Origin of the sequence: Janthinobacterium sp. LM6 (assembly GCF_002002885.1) — a bacterium.
Lineage (GTDB): Bacteria > Pseudomonadota > Gammaproteobacteria > Burkholderiales > Burkholderiaceae_D > Janthinobacterium > Janthinobacterium kumbetense.
Genome location: NZ_CP019510.1, coordinates 2,133,221 through 2,154,549, shown reverse-complemented (window position 1 = coordinate 2,154,549; position 21,329 = coordinate 2,133,221). Strand labels below are relative to the sequence as shown.

21 protein-coding genes are annotated in these 21,329 nt (G+C 63.9%); 11 read left to right on the top strand and 10 right to left on the bottom strand.

All coding sequences use genetic code 11. The features are described from left to right. Positions 1-14: 14 nt before the first annotated feature. From BZG29_RS09580 to BZG29_RS09550, 7 genes are all read right to left on the bottom strand, one after another. Positions 15-374 (bottom strand): hypothetical protein, encoded by a 360-nt coding sequence (locus tag BZG29_RS09580; RefSeq protein WP_077401630.1) that lies wholly within the window; start codon positions 372-374, stop codon positions 15-17. 196 nt (positions 375-570) lie between these two features. Then, positions 571-1,137 carry a glycine zipper domain-containing protein gene (locus BZG29_RS09575; RefSeq protein WP_077401627.1) on the bottom strand — a complete coding sequence of 189 codons (567 nt, stop codon included), beginning with the start codon at positions 1,135-1,137 and terminating at the stop codon, positions 571-573. A 102-nt stretch (positions 1,138-1,239) separates the two neighbouring features. After that, positions 1,240-1,983, bottom strand: coding sequence for an amino acid ABC transporter ATP-binding protein (locus BZG29_RS09570; protein WP_077401625.1), 744 nt, complete (start codon positions 1,981-1,983; stop codon positions 1,240-1,242). Beyond that, complete coding sequence (locus BZG29_RS09565) at positions 1,980-2,672, bottom strand: amino acid ABC transporter permease (protein WP_077401622.1); 693 nt, start codon at positions 2,670-2,672, stop codon at positions 1,980-1,982. The genes BZG29_RS09570 and BZG29_RS09565 overlap by 4 nt, the downstream gene beginning before the upstream one ends. Further along, positions 2,672-3,349 (bottom strand): amino acid ABC transporter permease, encoded by a 678-nt coding sequence (locus tag BZG29_RS09560; RefSeq protein ID WP_077401619.1) that lies wholly within the window; start codon positions 3,347-3,349, stop codon positions 2,672-2,674. Before BZG29_RS09560 ends, BZG29_RS09565 begins: the two co-directional genes overlap by 1 nt. 20 nt (positions 3,350-3,369) lie before the next feature. Continuing rightward, positions 3,370-4,200 (bottom strand): transporter substrate-binding domain-containing protein, encoded by an 831-nt coding sequence (locus BZG29_RS09555; RefSeq protein WP_077401616.1) that lies wholly within the window; start codon positions 4,198-4,200, stop codon positions 3,370-3,372. Between the two features lie 119 nt (positions 4,201-4,319). Beyond that, the gene (locus BZG29_RS09550; protein ID WP_171984966.1) at positions 4,320-6,452 is read right to left on the bottom strand and encodes a serine hydrolase; all 2,133 of its coding nucleotides are present in this window, start codon (positions 6,450-6,452) and stop codon (positions 4,320-4,322) included. A 184-nt stretch (positions 6,453-6,636) separates the two neighbouring features. Between BZG29_RS09550 and BZG29_RS09545 the strand changes: the two genes are divergently transcribed. After that, a complete protein-coding gene (locus BZG29_RS09545) occupies positions 6,637-8,277 on the top strand; it encodes a histidine kinase (protein WP_077401610.1) in 1,641 nt (546 codons plus the stop codon). Then, positions 8,274-8,981, top strand: a complete 708-nt coding sequence (locus BZG29_RS09540; RefSeq protein WP_077401608.1) for a LytTR family DNA-binding domain-containing protein — start codon at positions 8,274-8,276, stop codon at positions 8,979-8,981. The genes BZG29_RS09545 and BZG29_RS09540 overlap by 4 nt, the downstream gene beginning before the upstream one ends. 9 nt (positions 8,982-8,990) lie before the next feature. Here BZG29_RS09540 and BZG29_RS09535 read toward each other — a convergent pair whose 3' ends face one another. Continuing rightward, on the bottom strand, positions 8,991-9,863 hold the full coding sequence (locus BZG29_RS09535; RefSeq protein WP_077401605.1) for a M90 family metallopeptidase: 873 nt from the start codon (positions 9,861-9,863) through the stop codon (positions 8,991-8,993). A gap of 267 nt (positions 9,864-10,130) precedes the next feature. Next, positions 10,131-10,631, bottom strand: a complete 501-nt coding sequence (locus BZG29_RS09530) for a winged helix-turn-helix domain-containing protein (RefSeq protein WP_010396453.1) — start codon at positions 10,629-10,631, stop codon at positions 10,131-10,133. Between the two features lie 479 nt (positions 10,632-11,110). Between BZG29_RS09530 and BZG29_RS09525 the strand changes: the two genes are divergently transcribed. From BZG29_RS09525 to BZG29_RS09485, 9 genes are all read left to right on the top strand, one after another. Continuing rightward, positions 11,111-11,347, top strand: a complete 237-nt coding sequence (locus BZG29_RS09525) for a hypothetical protein (protein WP_077401597.1) — start codon at positions 11,111-11,113, stop codon at positions 11,345-11,347. Between the two features lie 405 nt (positions 11,348-11,752). Next, a complete protein-coding gene (locus BZG29_RS09520; protein ID WP_077401594.1) occupies positions 11,753-12,754 on the top strand; it encodes an ABC transporter substrate-binding protein in 1,002 nt (333 codons plus the stop codon). Between the two features lie 15 nt (positions 12,755-12,769). Next, a complete protein-coding gene (locus BZG29_RS09515; protein WP_077401591.1) occupies positions 12,770-13,591 on the top strand; it encodes an ABC transporter permease in 822 nt (273 codons plus the stop codon). Positions 13,592-13,602: 11 nt separating this feature from the next. Beyond that, positions 13,603-14,394, top strand: a complete 792-nt coding sequence (locus tag BZG29_RS09510) for an ABC transporter ATP-binding protein (protein WP_077401587.1) — start codon at positions 13,603-13,605, stop codon at positions 14,392-14,394. 122 nt (positions 14,395-14,516) lie between these two features. Further along, positions 14,517-16,427: an ATP-binding protein gene (locus BZG29_RS09505; protein WP_077401584.1), complete on the top strand. Its 1,911-nt coding sequence runs from the start codon at positions 14,517-14,519 to the stop codon at positions 16,425-16,427. Continuing rightward, complete coding sequence (locus BZG29_RS09500) at positions 16,420-17,766, top strand: sigma-54 dependent transcriptional regulator (RefSeq protein ID WP_034758888.1); 1,347 nt, start codon at positions 16,420-16,422, stop codon at positions 17,764-17,766. The genes BZG29_RS09505 and BZG29_RS09500 overlap by 8 nt, the downstream gene beginning before the upstream one ends. A gap of 105 nt (positions 17,767-17,871) precedes the next feature. After that, complete coding sequence (locus BZG29_RS09495) at positions 17,872-18,180, top strand: hypothetical protein (protein ID WP_077401581.1); 309 nt, start codon at positions 17,872-17,874, stop codon at positions 18,178-18,180. A gap of 75 nt (positions 18,181-18,255) precedes the next feature. After that, positions 18,256-18,936 carry a hypothetical protein gene (locus tag BZG29_RS09490; protein WP_077401578.1) on the top strand — a complete coding sequence of 227 codons (681 nt, stop codon included), beginning with the start codon at positions 18,256-18,258 and terminating at the stop codon, positions 18,934-18,936. Between the two features lie 52 nt (positions 18,937-18,988). Continuing rightward, entirely contained in the window at positions 18,989-19,237 is a 249-nt protein-coding gene (locus BZG29_RS09485; protein WP_077401575.1) for a hypothetical protein, read from the top strand. Here BZG29_RS09485 and pbpC read toward each other — a convergent pair. Further along, the gene (gene pbpC, locus BZG29_RS09480; protein WP_077409034.1) at positions 19,234-21,318 is read right to left on the bottom strand and encodes a penicillin-binding protein 1C; all 2,085 of its coding nucleotides are present in this window, start codon (positions 21,316-21,318) and stop codon (positions 19,234-19,236) included. The two genes, BZG29_RS09485 and pbpC, sit on opposite strands and share 4 nt — an antisense overlap. Positions 21,319-21,329 lie beyond the last annotated feature (11 nt).

Genomic DNA, 21,329 nt, shown 5'->3' with positions numbered 1-21,329 from the left:
GACTGAAGGCAGGGCTAGCCGCCCTGCCAGGGCTGGCTGCGGATCTTCGCCACCTGGCGCTGCGCCAGCCACTGCCACAGCTGCAGGGCGGCGTCCTGCGGCAGGGCCGACATGTGGCGCGGCGTGGCCAGGGCGATTTCACAATCGCGATCCGACCATTCCTCGAAAGTGACTTCGCCTCCGCTAGCGACCTCGACCTGATACATCAAGCCATCGTCGTAGCCAAAGCGCAACAGGACGGCGGCCGGGCTGCCGTCCGGCGTGACGGCGCCGCCGCGGTACACCTCGGCCAGCGCATCGGCCAGCTGTGCCGGCGAGGGCGCGCAGATGTCGCGCCCATCGGCCCGTGTCAGAATGAACCATGCCTGTGTCATGACGCGCCCTCCTATCCATACTCGTTAGCATGCGAGGCAAGTACTACGGGCAGTCACCTTGGTCCAGTGTCACTTCGGGCGCGCGGAAACTATCCCTGTCGGCATTGTTTACCAATAATTACTCATACTAACAAGGATCATACCTAAATTTCATGCAGCGCGGAATTTATGCATCTTGCGCCACAGAAGCGCCAATTCACGCCACCAGCACGGGAATGCTGAGCGGATCGAAATCATGCCAGTCGCCATTGGCGATCGTGCCTTCCGCTTCCTCGATATGCTCGGCGCCCAGCCGGTGCAGCGCCTCGAGCGCCCGTTCGCGCTCGTCGAGACCGCCCAGCGCGACGGCGATCAGCATGCCCGGATGGCGCGGCTGGCGGCGGTTTTCGCCATTCCCGTCGCCATTCTTCTCGGCTTCGCCCGCCTCCTTCATCTTGTTGAAACTGTAGAGCGAGCCCACGTGGGCGCCCACCAGCGCCCCGACAACCGGACCGAGCGGCCCCGTCGCCAGGGTGGTGGCCGCGCCGATGCCAGCCCCGACGGCGGCCCCGACGGCCACGCCTTCCACCACGCCCGTGGGCGTCTCCCGGGCGCCGGGAGACACGTCGCGGTCGCCGCCGAGCGCGTGCAGATCGTGCTGCCCCGGCTGGTTGACAAAAAAGGCGCTGATGCGGCTGTCGGAAAAGCCCGCCTGGTTCAGCGCGGCGCGCGCGGCGTCGACCTGTTCCTGCAACTGAAAATGACCTGCGATGATGCGTGACATGATACGGCCCTCCTGATCGGCTGCGGGCGCACCATGCGCCACGCCTCCAGCGTGCGCTCACCAACCGCGAAATACCGTTCGATTACGCACACAGCCGCTCACTCATGCGGATACGCCAAACGGGCTGCGGATATCCGACAGGAATTGTTGTGCGCGCGCATGTTGAGGCCGCGCAAAGAAATCCTCGGGCGCGGCCCGTTCCAGCACTTGCCCGTGGTCCATGAACCAAACGCGGTCCGCCACTTCGCGGGCAAAGCCCATTTCATGCGTCACGCACACCATCGTCATGCCGCCCTGCGCCAGGTCGCGCATCACTTGCAGCACTTCGCCCACCATTTCCGGGTCGAGCGCGCTGGTCGGTTCGTCGAACAGCATCAGCGGCGGCTGCATGGCCAGCGCGCGGGCAATCGCCACGCGCTGCTGCTGCCCGCCCGACAGGGCCGCCGGCATGGCGCGCGCCTTGTGCGCGAGGCCCACCCGTTCCAGCAGGGCCAGCGCCCGCTCCTCCGCTTCCTTGCGGCTCAGGCCGCGCAAGCGCTGCGGCGCCAGCGCGCAATTGTCCAGCACGGAAAGGTGCGGAAACAGGTTGAATTGCTGGAACACAAAACCGATATGCGAGCGAAAGGCGTTCACGTCCAGCCCCGGCGCGTGGATGTCCTGGCCCGCCACCGTGATGCGGCCCGAGGCGATCGGTTCCAGGCGGTTGATGGTGCGGATCAGGGTGGACTTGCCGGAACCGGACGGCCCGCACACGACCAGCACCTCGCCCTTGGCCACGTGTTCATTGATATCGCTCAAGGCGTGATACTCGCCATAGTATTTGTTGACGTTGTCAAAGGTGATCATGCTGCCGCTTTCAAGAGTCGCGCCTGGCGCCGCTCGAGCCAGAAGGCGGCGCGCGACAGGCTGAAACATAAAACAAAATACGTCATGCCCAGCAAGAAATACACTTGCACGGGTTTCGTCAGCACCAGGCCATTGACTTGCGAGGCGATGAACGACACTTCGGCCAGGCCGATGATGGTGCCGAGCGAGGTTTCCTTGATGGTCGAGACGAACTGGTTGACCAAGGATGGCAGCATGTGGCGCAGCGCCTGCGGCAGCACCACCGTGCGCATGCTGTCCAGATAGTTCAAGCCCAGCGAACGGGCCGCCTCCACCTGTCCGCGCGGCACGGCTTGCACGCCGGCACGCACGATTTCCGCCAGATAAATGCCGTCGAAAATGACGAGGGCCGCCAGCATGGTAGCGAATTGCCCGCTTTCATGGCCGGTGAGGCTGGGCAAGAAGAAATACGCCCAGAAAATCACCAGCAACAAGGGAATCCCCCGCACCACGTGGATCAGCGCGGCGACGGGCCAGCGCAGCAGGCGCCAGGGACTCAGGCGCGCCAGTCCCAGCAGCAAGCCGAACGGCAGGCTGAGCACCAGCGCCAGGCTGGCCAGCACGACCGTCAACGCCAGGCCGCCCAGCGGCCCTTCGGGATAGCGGCCCACAAGAAAATACAGCCAGTAATCGTGGATCAGTTCCAGCATCAGGACACCTTCCTTTGCAGCAAGGCCGCCAGGCTGGCGATCAGCAGCGAAACGGCCAGGTAGGCCGCGCTGGCGAAGACGAACGCCTCCACGCTGCGGAACGAAGCCGCTTCCACGCGCTGCGTCTGGTACATCAGCTCGGCTACGCCGATGACGGTGGCGATGCTGGTGTTTTGCCACAGGGTCAGGGTTTGCGACAGCAGCGGCGGCGCGGCCAGGCGCAAGGCCTGCGGCACGATGCACAGGCGCATGGTGGCGAGAAAGCCGAAACCCAGCGCCCGGCCCGCCTCGAATTGCTGGGCGGGAATGGCGCGGATGCCGCTGCGGATGTCTTCCGCCATGTAGGCGGCCGTATATAAAGTCAGGGCCGTGACGGCGCTGACGGCTTCGATATTGCCGGCATACAAGCGCTCCTTCCAAGAGTCGGGCAGCAGTTCGGGCGCGCCGAAATACCAGAACAGGAAGTGGGCCAGCAACGGTACGTTGCGGATCAGCTCGACATACGCGGCGCCCAGCCCATTGAGCAGGCGCGACGGGGCGAGGCGCAGCATGGCCACGCCGCACGCCAGCGGCAGGGACAAGAGCAAGGTGATGCCCATCAGTTGCAAGGACAGCAGCAAGCCGGAGAGCAACCAGTCGCGGTAGTCGCCGGCCAGTAAAAAGTTCAGATCAAACATGCGGAAGCGTCAGGCAAGGTTCAGGCGTCGATCTTGTCCGATTCGATCTTGAAGGTCCGTTTTTGAAACTTGACATTGCTCGTCGGACCATACCATTTGAAGAACAGTTTTTCCGCCTCGCCCGACTTTTCCAGGCTCCGCAGCACCTGGTCGACGGCGGTTTTCACGCCCTTCTCGCCCTTGCGGATGCCGAAGGCAAACACTTCCTGGCTGATGTTTTGCGGCAGCACAATGTAATCCTTTTGCGCGGCGCCCAGCTTGGCGTAGTTATTCAGCAGCGAGACTTCATCGTCGACATAGCCGACGCCCTTGCCTTGCTGCAAGCCAAGATAGGCCTGGCCCGCCGTCTCGAACGTCACCACGTCCACGCCAGGCACGGCCTTGCGGATATTCGGTTCCTGCGTGCCGCCCTTGACGGTCAGCACTTTCTTGCCGGCCAGGCCAGCGACCGTCGTGATATTGCTGCTTTTTTTGACCAGCACGCGCTGGCCCGTGTAAAACGTGGACAGCGAGAAATCGACGAGCGCTTCGCGTTCCTTGTTGTGCGTCAAGGACGCCGTCAGGATATCGATGCGGCCCTGCTGCAGTTCGGGGATGCGGGCGGCCACGGCCAGCTGCCTGATCACCGGTTTGACGCCCAGGCCCTGGGCGATGGCGCGGCACAGGTCCACTTCATAACCGACCAGCTGGCGCGACTTGGCGTCGATGAAACTGTTCGGCTCATCCGTGCCCAGGGTGCCGCAGACCAGCTCGCCCTTCGCCTTGATGGCGGCCAGCTGGTCCGCTTGCGCCACCTGCGTGAAGGCGATGCTGGTGAATAACAGGGCGGCGAAATGAAGGCGGGTTTGCATGGGATTCCTCTGGTGGATAACGAATGCCGCCATTAGACCGCAGCGCCCTTATTTCCAAAAAGGAATCTTTTCAGCCTTGCTTATGAAGAATTCATCTAAGGCATCAGTGAAGACCTCCGCTAAGGCGCCAGCGCCTTCGTCTCGCCGCCCAGGCGCAGGATCGCCGCCCTGGCGCCCACGGCGCCCGGATAGCGGGGGTCGAGCTGCAATGCCTGGCGGTAAGCCTCGACGGCCTGCGGGCGCAAGCCTTGCTCCACATAAAACTCGGCCAGGCTATCGTGCAGGTTCGCGTCGCGCGGATGCAGGCTGGCGGCCGCCTGCAGCACGGCCATGCCTTGCGCCACGGCGCCGCTGCCCTTCAGACGATACGCTTCCAGGTTCAGCGCCGCCGGGCTGGCCGCACCCAGCGGGTCGCGGGCCAAAGACACGCGCAGGGCAGCCGTGGCATCTTCCGTCTTGCCGGCGCGCAACAAGGTCAAGCCGTGCAGCGCATGCGCGCGGTCGCTGAGCGGATACAGTTCCACGGCCAGGCGGCTGGCCGCCAGCGCCGCGTCCGCCTCGCCGCGCGCGGCCGACGCTTGCGCCAGCTCAAGCAGCTCGGGTACGAAATCGGGATAGGCGCGCTGGCCGCGGAAGGCCGTGCGCAACTGCTTATCGAGTGCAGGAATGGACGCGGAGGCGGGTGCGGCCGGCCAGGCGATGGCGGCCGTGCGGTCCCAGCTGGCGGCCAGGGCCACGATGGCTTGCTCGAAGGCGGGGTCGAAGCGGGGCATGGTGCCGGCCGCTGCGCCTTGCGACAAGCGGATATAGTCGCGCGCAAACGCCAGCGCGCCGCCGCGCGAGTAGATATTCAGGTCGACGCCCGATTCGCGCAATGCCCCGGCCATGCTGGCGCCGGCCGCGAGAAACACGCGCCCGCCCGCGGGATGGCGGGCCGCCTCGATATAGGCGCGCGCCGCCCGGGCGTCGGGCGCCAGCGCTTGTTGGTTGATGTGCGTAAATGCCTCGCGCGTGGCGGCCGCATCGGCATACGCTTCCTGCGTGCGTTCGGCGTAGGCGCGGCCCTCCTCGAACAGGCCTTGCGCCACCTGGTAGGCGCGCTGCGCGCCCGCGTCGGCGATATACGTGTTCAGCTGCCAAGGTTCGCCCGTGACCACTTCGAACAGGCGCTGCACGAAGGCTTCGGGATTGACGCGCTCGAGATTGGACGCGACGGCAAGGGTGAGCTTGCGCGAGGGAAAGCTGTACAGATAGGTGACGGTTTCCGGCTGCTGGCCGCTGTGGGCGATGGCGTAGCGCCCGCCCGTCGGCAGGATTTCCCAGCCCATGCCGTAGTTCGTCAAGCGGCCCGCGCGCGTGGCCATCGGCTGCACCATGGCGGCCACGCTGGCTGGCGACAGTATCTTGCCGTCGTGGACGCCCCGGCCGAAGGCCAGCATGTCGGGCACGCTGGCGCGCGTGCCGCCGGCCGAAAAGCGGCTGCTGATGTCGACGAATTCCGAATTTTTCAACTCCTTGCCGGCCAGCCGGTAGCCGCGCACGCGGTGCGCGATCACGGCATCGGGGTCGTCCATCACGGTGGCGTCCATGCCCAGCGGCCCCCACACGTGGCGCCGCATGTAGCCGCCATAGCTTTCGCCCGAGGCGGCCTCGATGACGGCGCCCAGCAGGTTGTAGCCATAGCTGGTGTAGCGGAAGCGCGTGCCCGGTTCGGCGATCAGGTCGAACTGCTCGAAGACGGCGATGGACTGGCGCGTATCCTTGTGCTCCTTGAAATGCTGTTCCACCTGGCTGTTGCGGTAGGCGTCGATGCCGCCCAGGTGGCCCAGCAGCTGGCGCACCGTCACGGGAAACGGCTTGACGGGGAAGTACGGCACATAGGTTTGCACGGGCGCATCCAGGTCGATCTTGCCCTGTTCGACCAGTTGCAAAATGGCCACCGCCGTCATGGGCTTGGTGACGGACGCCAGCCGGTAGCTGGAGCGGGCCGTGGCCGGCACGCGGTTTTCCAGGTCCGCATAGCCGTAGCCTTTTACCCATTCCACATCGCCCTGGCTGAAACCGACGGTGACGCCCGGGATGCGCTGCGCGCCCATGCGCCGGGCCGCCCAGCCGTCGAAATCGGCCAGGCGCGCGGCCAGCGCGGCGGAAGGAGCAGCGGGTGAAACAGAGGAAGGCGCGGAGGCGGCCTGCGCCACGCCGCAGAACAGCGCCAGCGCGCCGGCGAAACCGTAGTATTTGCTGCTTTGCATAGTCATGCTTCCATGGTGAGGGCCGTGTGCACAGCACGGCGCTGATGCATGGTAAGTGTCTTTCACACGCCGTTGGCGGGCCGTGCACGAAATGCACGTGGCCCGCACGAACGGCACTGAAGTTGATGAAAATGTTGCAAAGGGGTAGCAACGGGGTAGCAGATGAGCAGCTACAATGCCCGCCATGCCCTCCCTCTTCCGCTACCTGTTGCTGTGCTGCCTGGCCTTGCCCTCTTTCGCCTGCGCCATGCATCCGCTGTCGCTGGATGAAGGCTGGCGCAGCTGCGGCAATCCGCCTTCCGCGCCCGCCGCTTCGCTGCAGCAGCTGGTGCGGCCGGGCCAGCTGCTGTGCGTCGAGCGCGATGTCGCCCTGGCCGCCACGCCGTCGTCGACGCAGTTGCTGGTGCTGTCGGCGCTGGCCGCCAGCGAGCTGTGGCTCGATGGTGTCTTGATCGGCAGCAATGGCCAGCCGGCCCGCCAGGCTGTCGATGAAAGGCCGGGCGACATCGATTTCGCCCTCCACCTGAGGCCGCAGCAATTGGCCATGGGCACGCACCACCTGCGCCTGCTGCTGTCGACGCAGCACGTGCCGGCGCACCTGGCATCGCCATTCTATGCGCTGTACCTGGTCGACCGGCACGATTACCGCGCTGCGCTGGCCTGGTACCGGCTGCCGCCGCTGCTGCTGGCCGGGGCGCTGGGCGCCGTCGCCCTGCTGTTTATCGCCTTGACGGCACTGTACCAGCGGCAGCGGCACTGGGCCATGTTTGCCGCGCTGTGCCTGGCGGCGGCGCTGCTGCTGGTGGCGGAACTGTGGCGCAGCTTTGCCGGCTATGCCTATCCCACGCACATGCCGCGCCTGTACGCCGTCAGCGCCCTGACCTGGCTGTTTTCCGCCTTGCTGCCCCTGTATTTTTATACGGCTTACCGCCTGCCCCGCTGGCCGCTGGCGGCGGCGCTGCTGCTGGCGGGCCTCGCGCTGGCCGGCGCGCTGCCCGCGCATTTCGACGCGCGCTGCTGGCTGATGTTCCTGACGGGCCTGGCGGCGAGCCTGGCGCTCAACCTGGTCGCCCTGTGGCGCCGCCTGCCGGGCAGCCGCGGCGGCACCTTGATCGCGCTCGCTTCGTGCGCCCTGTTCCTGCTGACGGGCAGCCAGTTTGCCGAAGGCGGCTTCGCCCTCGTCGTGTGCTTCCTGCTGCTGCCTTTATGCGCGCAATTGCTGGCGCAGCTATTGCGCGAACGCAGCAAGGCAGCGCGCGCCCGGCAGCTGGAAAACCAGCTCTTGCGCAAAAGCATGCAGCCGCATTTCCTGATGAATTCCTTGAGCCTGATCAGCGAACTCAACGCCCAATCGCCGCAGGCGGCCGAAACCTTCATCGAGGCGCTGGGGGCCGAATTGCGCATGCTCAACGAGTTTGCCCAGCAGCCCAGCATCGCCCTGACGCAGGAACTGGCCCTGTGCGAGAATTACCTGAGCATCATGGGCACGCGGCTGCAGCAGCCGTGCCGCTTGCAGCTCGACGGCGAGGCGGCGGGCATCGCCGTGCCGCCCGCCCTGTTGCTGACGGCGCTGGAAAATGCATTCAGCCACAACCGCTACCGCCACGGCGCGACCTTTATCCTGCGCATCGCTCAACATGCGCAAACGCAAATACTTGCCTTGCTGCTGCCCGAAGGCGAAGCGCGCCCCCATGCGGGCAGCGGCGTGGGCGAACAATACATCCGCGCCAGCCTGCACGCCGTGTTCGGCGAGAGCGCCCGCTATGATATTAAGCAACAGCAACAAGGCTGGCTCGTCACCTTCACCCTGCCGGCGGCGCCATGAATGTGTTGATACTGGAAGATGAACCGCTGATCGCGCAAGGCCTGGAGCGCGAAGTGCGCGCGCATTTCGGCGCGCGCCTCCGCAATCTCGTGCTGCATGACAATGTGCCGCAAGCGCTGGCCGCCCTGTCGCAGGAGCAGGGGCAGGGGCAGGAGCAAGTCGACTTGCTGCTGCTGGATTTGCACCTGCACGGCGCGGACGGCTACGAGCTGCTGCGCCTGGCAGCCGATGCGCGCTTCCAGACCATCATCGTCTCGGCCCACGCGGAACGCTCGATCACGGCCTTCGAATTCGGCGTGCTCGACTTCGTCGCCAAGCCCTTCAGCCGCGAACGCCTGCACAAGGCGCTGCAACGCTATACGGGGCGGCACACGCAAGCGGCCTCGCTTGCCGTCAAGAAACGGGGGGCGCTGGAATGGATCGCCATGGCCGACATCGACCATGTGCAAGCCGATGGCCACTACAGCAATATCGTGCTGTGCAGCGGCGAACAGTGCTTTCACGACTTGCCTATCGACAAGCTCATGGCCCTGCTGCCGCCCCACTTCCTGCGCGTGCACCGCTCCTACATCGTCAACAGCCTGGGCTTCAAACGGCTGCAGATTGGCGCGGGCGGCAAATACGCGCTCGACACGCAGACGAGCACGGGCATCCCCGTGTCGCGCAGCAGCTATCCCGCGCTGAAACAGCGGTTGCTGGGCTGAAGTCCCCGCTTACCAGTGCGGGGCGTAGTTGGGAAATGGCGAAGCCATGTGTTCGGGTTCCACGGGCGGCGCCATCCAGTCGCGCGGGTCGACCTTGTAGTACTGCAAGAATTGCGCATACAGTTCTTCATGGTGTTCGGCCATCTGGTACGGCTTTTCAAAGAAGGTTTCCGTGGCCACGGCAAAGAATTCGGCGGGATTGGTGGCGCCGTAGTGATCCATCACGCTTTGCTGCTGGTACATGGCGTCGTGGCGCAGGTTGTCGAAGTCGCGCGACAGCACGGTGGCCCAGCTGCGGTAGCTCGACACGCTGGGCAGGTAGGGCGCGCCATTCGCGGCGCCCGATTCGCTGTCGAGCTGATGGGCGAATTCATGCAGCACGACATTGTGGCCATCGCTCCAGTCGGCCGCGCCCCGCTGCACGTGGTCCCAGGCCAGCACCACGCGGCCATCACCCCAGGATTCGCCCAATAAACCATTCGCCGAGGGCGTGACCACGCCGCCCGGCCCCACTTCATCGCGCGTGACGATGAATTCCGTGGGATACACGAGGATGGTGTCGAGTTCCGGATACACCTGCGTCTGGCGATTGAGCAGCAGCAAGCACGCCTGGCCGGCGATGGTGTAGCGCATCTCGTCCGTGATTTCCAGGCCGCCGCAGCCGACGAATTTCTTCTGATACAAAAATTGCACGACCAGGCGGCGCAATTGCTGCTGCAGCGACGCCGGCATATGCCGGTAGACGGGAATATTGTTTTCCAGCACGGCCAGACCTTCGGGCGGCAAGGGCCTGGACAAGGCCCGTTTCAGGCGCCAGCGGGGGAACCACAGCGCAAAGACGATGGCGGCCGTGACGAGGGCGATCCACAGCAGCGGGTTCATGCGGCGGCCCGCGTCAGGACAATGAAGGCATGGGGGCAGGAAAACACGGCGTAGGCAGACAAGGACAAGCTCCTTCAAGTGAACCCGCGCGTTGCGGGCGGCAGTCCAGCCCACATGGGGTTGATTAATATCTTTTCAATCCGCCAAGGTCAAAGGGCTTGCCCCAACGCCAAAAGCCGGGCTGTCACCCGGCTTTCGACATGCGTCTGATAATACGAACCACAAGCGACGCCCGTCAGCCGCCAGGCGGCCGCTCAGACGCAGTTTTTACTCGGCCGCTTTTTGCTGCGGCGCGCCAAACAGGGCTGCCACCAGCGGATCGCGCGTCACGGGACCACGGTTGACGCGGATGGCGTAATGCGTGTCATCGGCCAGGATGTGGAAGTGGCGGCCGCTGCCTGCCATGCTTTGCTCGCGCAAGCCTGGACGATCCTTGCGCGGTGGCGCACCTTCGCGTTTTGGCTGCACGATGGCGGCCAGGAAGGCGCGCACGCGCTCAGGGTCCGGCGTCAGCTGGTACACTGCCTTGCCCAGGTAGGTGGCGGTGCCTTCGATGTAGCGGGCCAGTTCGATCACGCCCGCTTCGCGCAGGTCGCGGATGTATTTGCGGGCGCCCGATGGCGAAAACTTGAGGAACCAGGCGATTTCGTCGGCCAGCATTTCGTGCAGCGACAATTCGCCGATCAGCTTTTGCATGTTTTCGATGCGGCGCAGGGTGGCCGACGTCGAACGCACGCGCTCGATCGGTGCCATGGAAATGGGATTCATGCGTTCCGGGGGGATAGGTGCTGCGCGTTCTACCATTTGCGAGCCTTTTTCGGGGCTACGAAGTTCCTGGTGCGCTGCCTTTAATTCGCTCTTCACGTGAGACTGAGTCATTGCATGCATTTGAATACTCCTTTTAAACGATTGCCGGTAGCCCGGATTGTTAAGTTCTTGGCAATTTTTATACCAGAACACCACGAATCCTGAGCGTCTGGGCACAGAATGCCCGTGTCGGCGGCTGCGGTCTGTGCGTTAACGAACATTAGAAGCAAGAAAGTGAAAAATATTGCCCTACTGAATTCTTTCTCTCATGGCATCTAAAAATGATATCTGAAAACCCGGCAGGACGAGCCTGTGCCGCCATTCGTGGCGCAAAGTGAAATAGCGAACAGAAGCGGAATCGCCATTGCAATAAATTCAAGCTTCGCGCGCGGCGCCCGCCGCCCGCATCGCGAACCTTCGACTCTTGCAAAGGAAACATCATGAAAATGCCCGCCCTGCTGGCCGCCGCCTTGCTTGTCACCCTGTCCGCCTGTAAAAAACCGGCCGAGGCGCCCCTGCCCGAAACGGCGCCCAATCCCGCGTCCGCCCCACAAGTGATGCCTGCCCCCGTCACGCCAGCCATGCCGGAAGCGGGTCCCGGCAGCACGACGCCGCCTGCGCCGCTGACCGATCCCGCCACCGCGCCCGCCCTGCCACCGGCCACGGCGCCGAACTAAAGACTAAAGTCGAGGCCGGCACACGGCCTCAGACGGGTGCCCGCGCGGCGCCATCCCTACTCCACGGGGGAGTTACGCGTTGCCAGCCTGTTTGCAACGCGTTTTTTTACGATTGGAGTCGGCCACGCCCTGAAGGTTCACCGGCATGCGGCACCGCAAGCCAGGCGCGCACCGCTCCCAAAATGCGGCAATCCGCACAGCCTTTCCTCTCCTCGTGCGGAAAGACGGAATCTCGCCATTTCCCATTTTCACTAGATTCAAATTAAACCTTTATAAACAATCACTTGCAATAAACGTCAAAATGCGCTCCACTGGCACGGAAGATGCTTTTATATTTTCATAACCGCCGTCAGAGCGGCAGCCCGACCCACTATATAAAACCATCTACCTTTTGGAGACAACAGCATGGCACGCACCTTCCGCATCTCGTCCTTCCTGAACACCAAGGCACTGGCCGTCGCCGTCGCACTGGCCGCGCAATTCCCGCTGGCCGTCCATGCGGCCGACCTGGTCCGCCTGGGCAACCTGAAATTCGCCCATTACGGCGCCGTTGCCTACATGAAGGAGATCGCGCCCAAATACGACTTGAAAATCGAGGAACGCATCTTCGCCAAGGGCCTCGACATCGTGCCGGCCATGATCGCCGGCGAAATCGACGTGTCCGCCAGCGCGCTGGAAGCGGCCATCACGGGCCGCGCCACGGGCTTGCCCGTGTACCTGGTGGGCGGCTTCGCCAAGGGCGGCGTGCAGATCGTCGGCCGTCCCGACCTGAACATCAAGGGCATCGCCGACCTGAAAGGCAAGAAAGTCGGCGTCACGCGCGGCGGCCCGCAGGAAATCCTGCTGTTTGCCGAATTGACCAAGGCCAAGCTGACCTGGTCCGACAAGCCGGGCAAGGACGTGCAGATCCTGTACATGGGCTATCCTGACTTGAACCAGGCGCTGCTGACCAAGGATATCGACGTCATGAGCCAGTCCGAGCCGTACTCGACCCAGGCCATCCACAAGAAATACGGCGCGGCCATCATCAAGCCTTACGACACGCCGCTGGGCGAGCCCGTGCGCGCGCTCGTGATGACGGAAAAGATGTACAAAGAGAAACCTGCCGTGGCCCAGCGCTTCATGGATTGCTTCGTCGCCGCCACGCGCGCCTTCCTGGCCGACCCGAAACTGGCGGAAAAATACGTGCGCGAATCGATGTTCAAGAACCAGATCACGACCGACGATTACCGTGACGCCATCGACAACGCCATCTTCACGGAAGACATCACGCAAAGCCACGTGCAGCTGACCACCGACTACATGGTGAAATTCGGCGTGGGCCGCATGGCCAAGGCGCCTGCCGCCAAGGATTGGGTCAAGCTGGATCTGCTGGAAAAAGCCAAGAAGTCCTACGCTCCTCGCTAATCTGAAAGTATCACGATGAATATGCAAATGATGAAACGCTTCGCGCACGGCGCCGCCGTGCCCGTCGCCGTGCTGCTGCTGTGGCAAGCCATGTCGACCTTCGGCTGGATCAACCCGCAAATCCTGCCCTCGCCCGTGGCCGTGCTGGTGAAATGGTATGAATACCTGGTGCCGATGCAAGCCTACACGCCCGAAACGGGCAATTACCTGGTGTGGATGTTCTCCGGCGAACTGCCGCATGACGCCTGGGCCAGCCTGTCGCGCGTGCTGGGCGGCTTTGCCATCGGCGCCGGCCTGGCCTTGCCGCTGGGCTTGCTGATGGGCACCAACAAGACCATCTATAAACTGTTCGACCCGCTGGTGCAGGTGCTGCGCCCGATTCCGCCGATCGCCTACATTCCGCTGGCCATTTTATGGTTCGGCCTGGGCAACCCGCCCGCCTTCTTCCTGATCAGCATCGGCTCCTTCTTCCCCGTGCTGATGAATACCATCGCCGGCGTGCGCCAGGTCGACGGCATCTACATCCGCGCCGCGCGCAACCTGGGCGCCAGCCAGATGACCATGTTCCGCCGCGTCATCCTGCCGGCCGCCACGCCGTACATCCTGGCCGGTGCCCGCATCGGCATGGGCACGGCCTTCATCGTCGTGATCGTGGCGGAAATGATCGCCGTGAATAGCGGCCTCGGCTTCCGCATCCTGGAAGCGCGCGAATATTTCTGGTCTGACAAGATTATCGCCGGCATGTTCACCATCGGCCTGTTCGGCCTGGCCATCGACATGGCCATGAATGCCCTGAATAATCATTTGCTGCAGTGGCACCGCGGCCTGGAACACTGAGAGGAACGGCCATGACCACGATCAATATCAATGCAGTCAATAAAATTTTCACCACGGGCGGCGCGGACGTCATCGCCCTGAAGGATATCAACCTGGAAATCGCCAGCGGCGAGTTCATCTGCCTGCTGGGGCCGTCCGGCTGCGGCAAGTCGACCTTGCTCAACGCCATCGCCGGCTTTTCGCAGCCGACGTCGGGCCAGATCCTGGCCGGCGGCAAGCTGATCACCGAACCCGGCCCCGACCGCGGCATGGTGTTCCAGGAATACGCGCTGTTCCCGTGGATGACGATTGAAAGCAATATCGCTTTCGGCCTGGAAATCGCCGGCAAGACGCCGGCCGAGATCAAGGAGCGGGTCGATATGCTGCTGAGCATGCTGGGCTTGACGGAGTTCCGCGCCCGCTACCCGAAAGACTTGTCCGGCGGCATGCGCCAGCGCGTGGCGATCGCCCGCGTGCTGGCCCTCGATTCGCCGATCATGCTGATGGATGAACCGTTCGGCGCGCTGGACGCCTTGACGCGGCGCAACCTGCAAGATGAATTGCTGAAAATCTGGAAAGTCTTCGGCACTACCATCGTGTTCGTCACGCACTCGATCGAGGAATCGATCTACCTGGCCGACCGCACCATCGTCATGACCTACCGTCCCGGCACCATCAAGCGCGACGTGGCCATCGAACTGCCCCGCCCGCGCGACCCGAGCGACCCGGAGTTCAACCGCCTCAAGCGCATGCTGGGCGAGATGGTGATGGAAGAGCAGCAAAGGCACCATAATGCGGAGACGATGGCCAGCACTGCTGATTAATCGTCGTGCAAGTTAACCCGAAAGCAAGTGCCGGGGTCGGACCTTAAGGTCCGACCCCAGTCTTCGACTTGCGGGTTTCAGCCTTACAATACCGTCGTATTTAACCCGACACACGGAGCACCATGGCATTCGGCAAATGGCCCCTGAGACAGCTGCTTGCCCCCCTGCTGGCCGTGGGCTCGCTGGTCGTGCTGACGTGGGCGTCGTATGCCTGGGTCAAGCAGCGCCAGCTCGATGAATTGCACCGCACCCTCGATTCGCGCGCGGAACTGTATGCGGCGTCCATCGGCGGCGCCCTCAACAAGTACGAATTCCTGCCCCTGGCCGTGGCCCAGAGCGATGCCGTAGCGCAACTACTGGAACAGCCCAGCGCCGACAAGGTCACGCAGATCAACGCCTACCTGGTCGACATGAACCGCCGCGCGGGCGCGTTTGCCGTCTACGTGCTCGACGACAAGGGCACGACCCTGGCGTCGAGCAACTGGCAAGACCGCAGCTCGTATGTGGGCGTCAACTACGGTTTCCGGCCCTACTTCAAGGATGCGATCGCGGGCGGCATCGGCCGCTTCTACGGCATCGGCGCCTCCACCTTCGAGGCCGGCTATTTCATTTCGCAGCCCGTGCAGCGCAACGGGCGCATCATCGGCATCGTCGCCGCCAAGGTCAACCTGGACTGGATCGAGCAATCGTGGCGCACGCCCGGCGCCGGTGAACAGATCTGGGTCAAGGATGCGAATGGCGTGCTGATCCTGGCGACCACACAAGCCTTCAAGTTCAAGACCCTGGCGCCTTTGTCGCCAGCCGCGAAGAACGATATCAGCGCGCAGCGCCAATTCCTGCAGGAAAACCTGCCCATCTTGCCGCACCGGCTGCGGCGCCAGTTCGCCGATGGCGCCAGCGTGATGACACTGGAACGTGCGCAGACGGGCGACACGCCCGCCCTGTCCGGCAGCGCCGACAAGGTGGACTATCTGGCCGTGAACCGCGCGCTGGGCCCGCTGCAATGGCAAATCACCGTGCTGGCCGAGCTCGACCAGGTCGATGAGGCGGCGCGCAACGCGGCCATCGCCGCCGCGCTGGGCTGGGCCTTGCTGCTGCTGGCCCTGATGTATGCGCGCCAGCGCCGGCGCCGCATCGCCGACAAGCTCAACGCCCAGCAAACGCTGGCGCGTGCCTATGAACAGCTGGAAATCAAGGTCGAGCAGCGCACGGCCGACCTCGTCCACGCGAACGGCCGCCTGCAGGCGGAAGTGGCCGAGCGCGAGCGGGCCGAGCAGACCTTGCGCTATGCCCAGGCGGAACTGGTGCAAAGCGGCAAACTGGCGGCCATCGGCCAGATGGCGGCCGGCGTCACGCACGAGTTGAACCAGCCGCTGGCCGCCCTGCAGACGTTTTCCGACAATGCCAAGGTGTTTTTGGCACGCGGACGCATCGACGACGCGCTCGACAACCTGTCGACCATTTCCGACCTCGTCAAGCGCCTCGGCTATGTCACCTCGCAACTGAAAGGCTTTGCGCGGCGCAGCGACGATGCGCGCAAGCCCGTCAGCGTGCGCCAGGCGTTTGCGCAAACCATGCTGCAAATCCGCACGCGCAAGAACTCGCAGCGCCTGACCCTGCATGAAAGCTGGCTTGAGGACGACATCATCGTGCTGTGCAACGCCATCGGCCTGGAACAGGTGTTTACCAACCTGATCACGAACGCCATGGATGCCGTGCCGGAGAACGAGCCCGTGCAGATATGGTTCCAGGTGCGCCGCGAAGGCGACCTCGCCGTGCTGCATATCACCGATAATGGCCCCGGCATCCCGCTCGCTTCGCTCGACAAGATTTTCGACCCCTTCTATACCACCAAGGAACACGGGCTGGGCTTGGGTTTGTCGATCAGCGCTGGCATACTGCGCGCGGCCGGCAGCGCGCTGGCCGTGCGCAACCGCAGCGCGCAGGAAGGGGGCGGCGCGCAATTTACCATCACCCTCAGCTGCGCCCCGGGGGGAAAGAATAAAGAGACAGAGGAAACACCCGATGCATGAGAATAATTTTGAAGGCATGCAAGTGCTGCTGGTGGAAGACGACGCCGTCGTGCGCAAGGGCGCGCGGCAATCGCTGGAACTGGCGGGCTTGCAAGTGACGGCCGTCGCCACGGCCGAGGAAGCGCTGCCTTATCTGGTGCCCGAATTTGCGGGGATTTTATTGAGCGACATCAAGCTGCCCGGCATGGATGGCTTGAAACTGCTCGATATCGCCGTGGCGCAGGATGCCAGCCTGCCCGTCATCCTCGTCACGGGCCACGGCGACGTGTCGATGGCCGTGGGCGCCATGCGCCGTGGCGCCTACGATTTCATCGAAAAACCGTTTTCCGCCGACTTGCTGGTGGAAGTGTGCCGCCGCGCCCTGGATAAACGCCATTTGGTGCTGGAAAACATGAACTTGCGCCGCCAGCTCGAACAGCGGGTCGGCATCGAGGCGCGCATCGTGGGACGCAGCGCGGCCATGGCCAAGGTGCGCCAGCTGGTGCTGAACCTGGCGCCGAAATCGGCCGACATCATCATCCTCGGCGAAACGGGGACCGGCAAGGAACTCATCGCCCGCTGCCTGCACGACTTCAGCGAGCGGCGCGACCACCCGTTCGTGGCCATCAATTGCGGCGCGCTGCCCGAATCGATCTTCGAATCGGAACTGTTCGGCCACGAGGAAGGCGCATTCACGGGCGCGCAGCGCCAGCGCATCGGCAAGATCGAGTACGCGAACGGCGGCACCCTGTTCCTCGACGAAATCGAAAGCATGCCGCTGGCCCTGCAAGTGAAACTGCTGCGCGTGCTGCAGGAGCGCCAGGTCGAGCGCCTCGGTTCCAACAAATTGATTTCCGTCAATTTCCGCGTGATCGCCGCCGCCAAGGAAGACCTCAATGTGCTGGCCGAGCAGGGGAAATTCCGGCCCGACCTGTATTACCGCCTGAACGTGGCCAGCCTGACCTTGCCCGCCCTGCGCAACCGGCGCGAGGATATCCCCCTGCTGTTCGAATTTTTCGTGCTGCAGGCAGCCCTGCGCTACGGCCAGCCGGCCGCCCTCGTCAGCGGCGAACTGATCGCCTCGCTGATGGCGCAGCGCTGGGCCGGCAATGTGCGCGAGCTGCACAACGTGGCCGACCGCTTCGTGCTGGGCTTGCTGGACGATACCCTAAGCCCGGCCGGCTGCCGCGAGGCGTCGCTGGCCGAGCAAGTCGACACCTTCGAGATTTCCATCATCGAGGAAGCCTTGCGCCGCCATAACGGCAACGTCATCGACGCGGCCGCCAGCCTGAATATCCCGAAGAAAACCCTGTACGACAAGCTCAAGCGCTTCGATATCTCGACGGAACAATTCCGTTGATCTGAAGCAATTAGCCGACACGGCCATGAGGCGGCGTCCTACCCGTGCGGGCGGGCTCCTGTGTGAGAATGCAAGCTCAACCTTACTTCTGCACAGGACACTGCCATGAAAACCGCCGCTCTCTTGCTGGCCGCCACCCTGATGACCGTCGGCGGCGCCTGGGTGCAAGCCCAGTCGACGACGAATGTGAACCAGACGGGCAACCACACCAACAATCCGAATGATCCGGGCCAGAAATCGGATCAGTCCGACAAACTGGACAACAAGGGCAAGCCGATCCACGACGCCAAGCCCGCCAAGACGCGCACGGACAAGCGCACGCGGCGCGGCAAGCCCGTGGCCACGCCGGATACCCCGGCCGCCAGCGGACCGGCCACCGCGCCGCCAGCGACGCCAGTCGCGCCGGGCCGCTAAGTCTGCCTCCAGCGCTGCGCCACATTGCTCCAAGGCACGTTATCATCGCGCCTTTGCAATATATTCAGGATGACAATGAAAGCAGCATGGCAAGTGTTGGTGGCGGCCAGCGTATTCGCGGCCGCGAGCGTACAGGCAGCGCCCACGGTGGGCGAGTGCATGGAACTGACGACGGGCGTCAAGTTCAGCAAGAACAATGGCGATGCGCAATTTAACGTCGAGGAAATGTTCGAGGGCAGGAAACTCAAGGGTATCCAGCTGATCCTCGACGGCGGCGTCTTGCTGGCCACGTCCTACCAGGACATCCGCGACGGCCAGGTCTTCCTGACGGGCACGGTCCATTACAACGAAGACGGCACCGTGCGCAGCAAGAATGTCTACACGCCGCAGTCCGCCATCCCCGCCAACATGCGCCCCGGCCAGGAAGTGCGCGTGCAGTTCACGGACACGCAAACGAGCACCCACTACCCGCTGGCCGGCCTGTCCGACAAGATCACCACCTCCACGCGCACCGATCAACGCGATTTCTCGATCACCTTCCTGGGCTGGGAACGCCTGGAACTGGGCGGCCGCCGCTTCCCCGACGCCTGCAAGTTCGAACTGCGCGACGTGGGCGGCAAGAGCAAGGGGAAAAGCGGCGAATACGTGTGGTACGCGCAGGGTTTCGGCGTGATCATGACGGACAAGCTGGACAAAGATGGCGACGTTCAGCCGGCGTACCGCATCGCGCTGACGAAGATCATCAGCGCGCCGTAATTTTTAGCAACTTTTGCGCTAGAATCGGTGAAACACACTTTCTTAGGAAATCATGTCGCCAATCGAACGCAAATGGTGGTTTGCCCTGCCGGTCATGTTCATCGCCATGGCCGCCACGCTGTGGCTGCTCGATTACGCGCAAGTACCACGTACGTACTCTTTCGCCTGGGTCATTATTTTCAGCCTGTGCAGCGTGCCGCTGCAGCGCAGCCTCTCTTTTCTTGTCTGGGTATTGCTGCTGTGGCTGGCGCCGGAAGTGGCGGATAGCAAGCGGGCCAAGGGTCAACGCCACACCGTCTAGTTCAGCTGCGCCAGCGCATTGCCCCGCACCTGGAACGCCACCTGCGCCACCGTCTTGCCGGCGTCATCAACGAGGGCCAGCGCATGCTTGCCCGGCACGGGGCGCCAGCTGATGCTCTCCGCCGCACCGCCCATATCCTTGCCGTCGAGCACCCAGTGCAAGCCGTGGCTGCCCTGGGCCTGGAAGAAGACGCGCTGCAGGGCGGGCGGGATGTCGGGGTCGATGGCGAGGATGCTGTCCTCGGCCGGATACACGATGGCGGGCGGCTTCACGGTGTCGCCCACGACGGCGATGACGGGACTTTCCGTCCCGGCGATAAACCATTCGCGGCGCGGCGCTTCCAGCGCAGGCTGGTAGGCCACCATTTGCTGCTGCACGCCTGGCGGCGCTTTCGGCGCATGGCTGGGCACGTTCCTGTGCAAATAATCCATCACGTCGCGCCACACGGGCGCGGCGCCCGTCACGCCCGACACGTCCCACATGGGCTTGCCGTCGAAATTGCCCACCCACACACCCACCGTGTAACGCGCCGAGTAGCCCATGCACCAGTTGTCGCGCATGTCCTTGCTCGTACCCGTCTTGACGGCGCTCCAGAAATTCGTCCCCAGCTCGTTGCGCAAGCCGAAGGTCATGCTGCGCGCGGCGCGGTCGGCCAGGATGTCGCCTACGATGAAGGCGGCGCCCGCTTCCATCACGCGGCGCCGATCCTTGCCAGCCTGCCCCGGCTGCAGGCTGGCGGTGCTGTACAGCCCGCCATTCGCCAGCGCGCGGTAGGCGTTGGCCAATTCCAGCAGGGTCACTTCCGATGAACCGAGCGCCAGCGACGGGCCGTAGTATTCGGCCGGTTCCGTCAGGCTGGACAGGCCAACGTCCTTGAGGCGGTTGTAAAAACCGTCCTGCCCAGTCAGCAGCACCGTGCGCACGGCGGGAATGTTGAGGGAACTGGCCAGGCTGGTGCGGGCGCTGACGTAACCCTTGAAATTGCGGTCGTAGTTTTGCGGCGCATACATGCCGGACGCCGTGGCGACGTCGAGCGGCGAGTCGTCCATGACGGAGGCGGCCGTCATCAGGCGGCGCTCGATGGCCAGTTCATATAAAAACGGTTTTAAGGTGGAACCGGCCTGGCGCAGGGCCGTCACGCCATCGACGTGGCTGCCGCCCGCATTGCCCACATAGGCGAGGATCTCTCCGCTGCGGTTATCTAACACGATGATGGCGCCGTCGTTGACATTGCGCTCGCGCAAAGATCCCAGCTGCTGGCGCAGATTTTCCTGCGCGAAACGCTGCAAGGGACCATCGAGGGTGCTGGCGACTTGCGCGCCCGGCTGTTTCAATAACTGCTGCGCCACTTGCGGCGCAGGGGCCAGGTCCGCGTACAGGGCCGTGCGCTGCAAGGCCGTCTGCACGCGCTGGCCGATCAGCTGGCAACTGCTGTCCATGCGCCACTCTTTTGCCAGCGCGCAGGCGCGGCGCGTGACGGCGGCAGGTGGCGCGTTCGGCGCCCGCACGAGGCTGGCCAAAATGATGCCGTCCGTCTGGTTCAGGCCCGACGGCGCCTTGCCGAACAGGCTGTACGAGGCGGAGGCGATGCCTTGCAATTCGCCGCGGAACGATACGAGGTTCAGATACGCTTCGAAAATCTGCGCCTTGCTCCAGCTATCCTCGATGGCCTGGGCGGCACGCATCTGGTCCCACTTCTGGCGCAGGCTGCGTCCGCCCGAGGACGCCTGCAAGTCCGCGTCCAGCTGGCCCGCCAGCTGCATGGTGATGGTCGAGGCGCCGCGGGCTTTCTTGGCAAACAGATTGTCCCAGGCGGCCGTGGCCAGTGCGGATACATCCACCCCGCCATGGCGCATGAAGCGCTGGTCTTCCGCCAGCAGCACGGCCTGCTGCACGGCCGGGGAAATATCGGCCAGCGGCACCCAGGGCAGGCGCCGCACTTTCATGTCCACGCGTAACGATTGCAGCGGCGCGCCGCTGCGGTCCAGCAGCTGCGCTTCCGAGCTGCGGTAGGCGGCCTGCACCTGGGCCGGCGTCAGGATCGCTTCAGCGAAGACCGGGCCGGCCAGCAGGCAGCCCATGACAAACATCA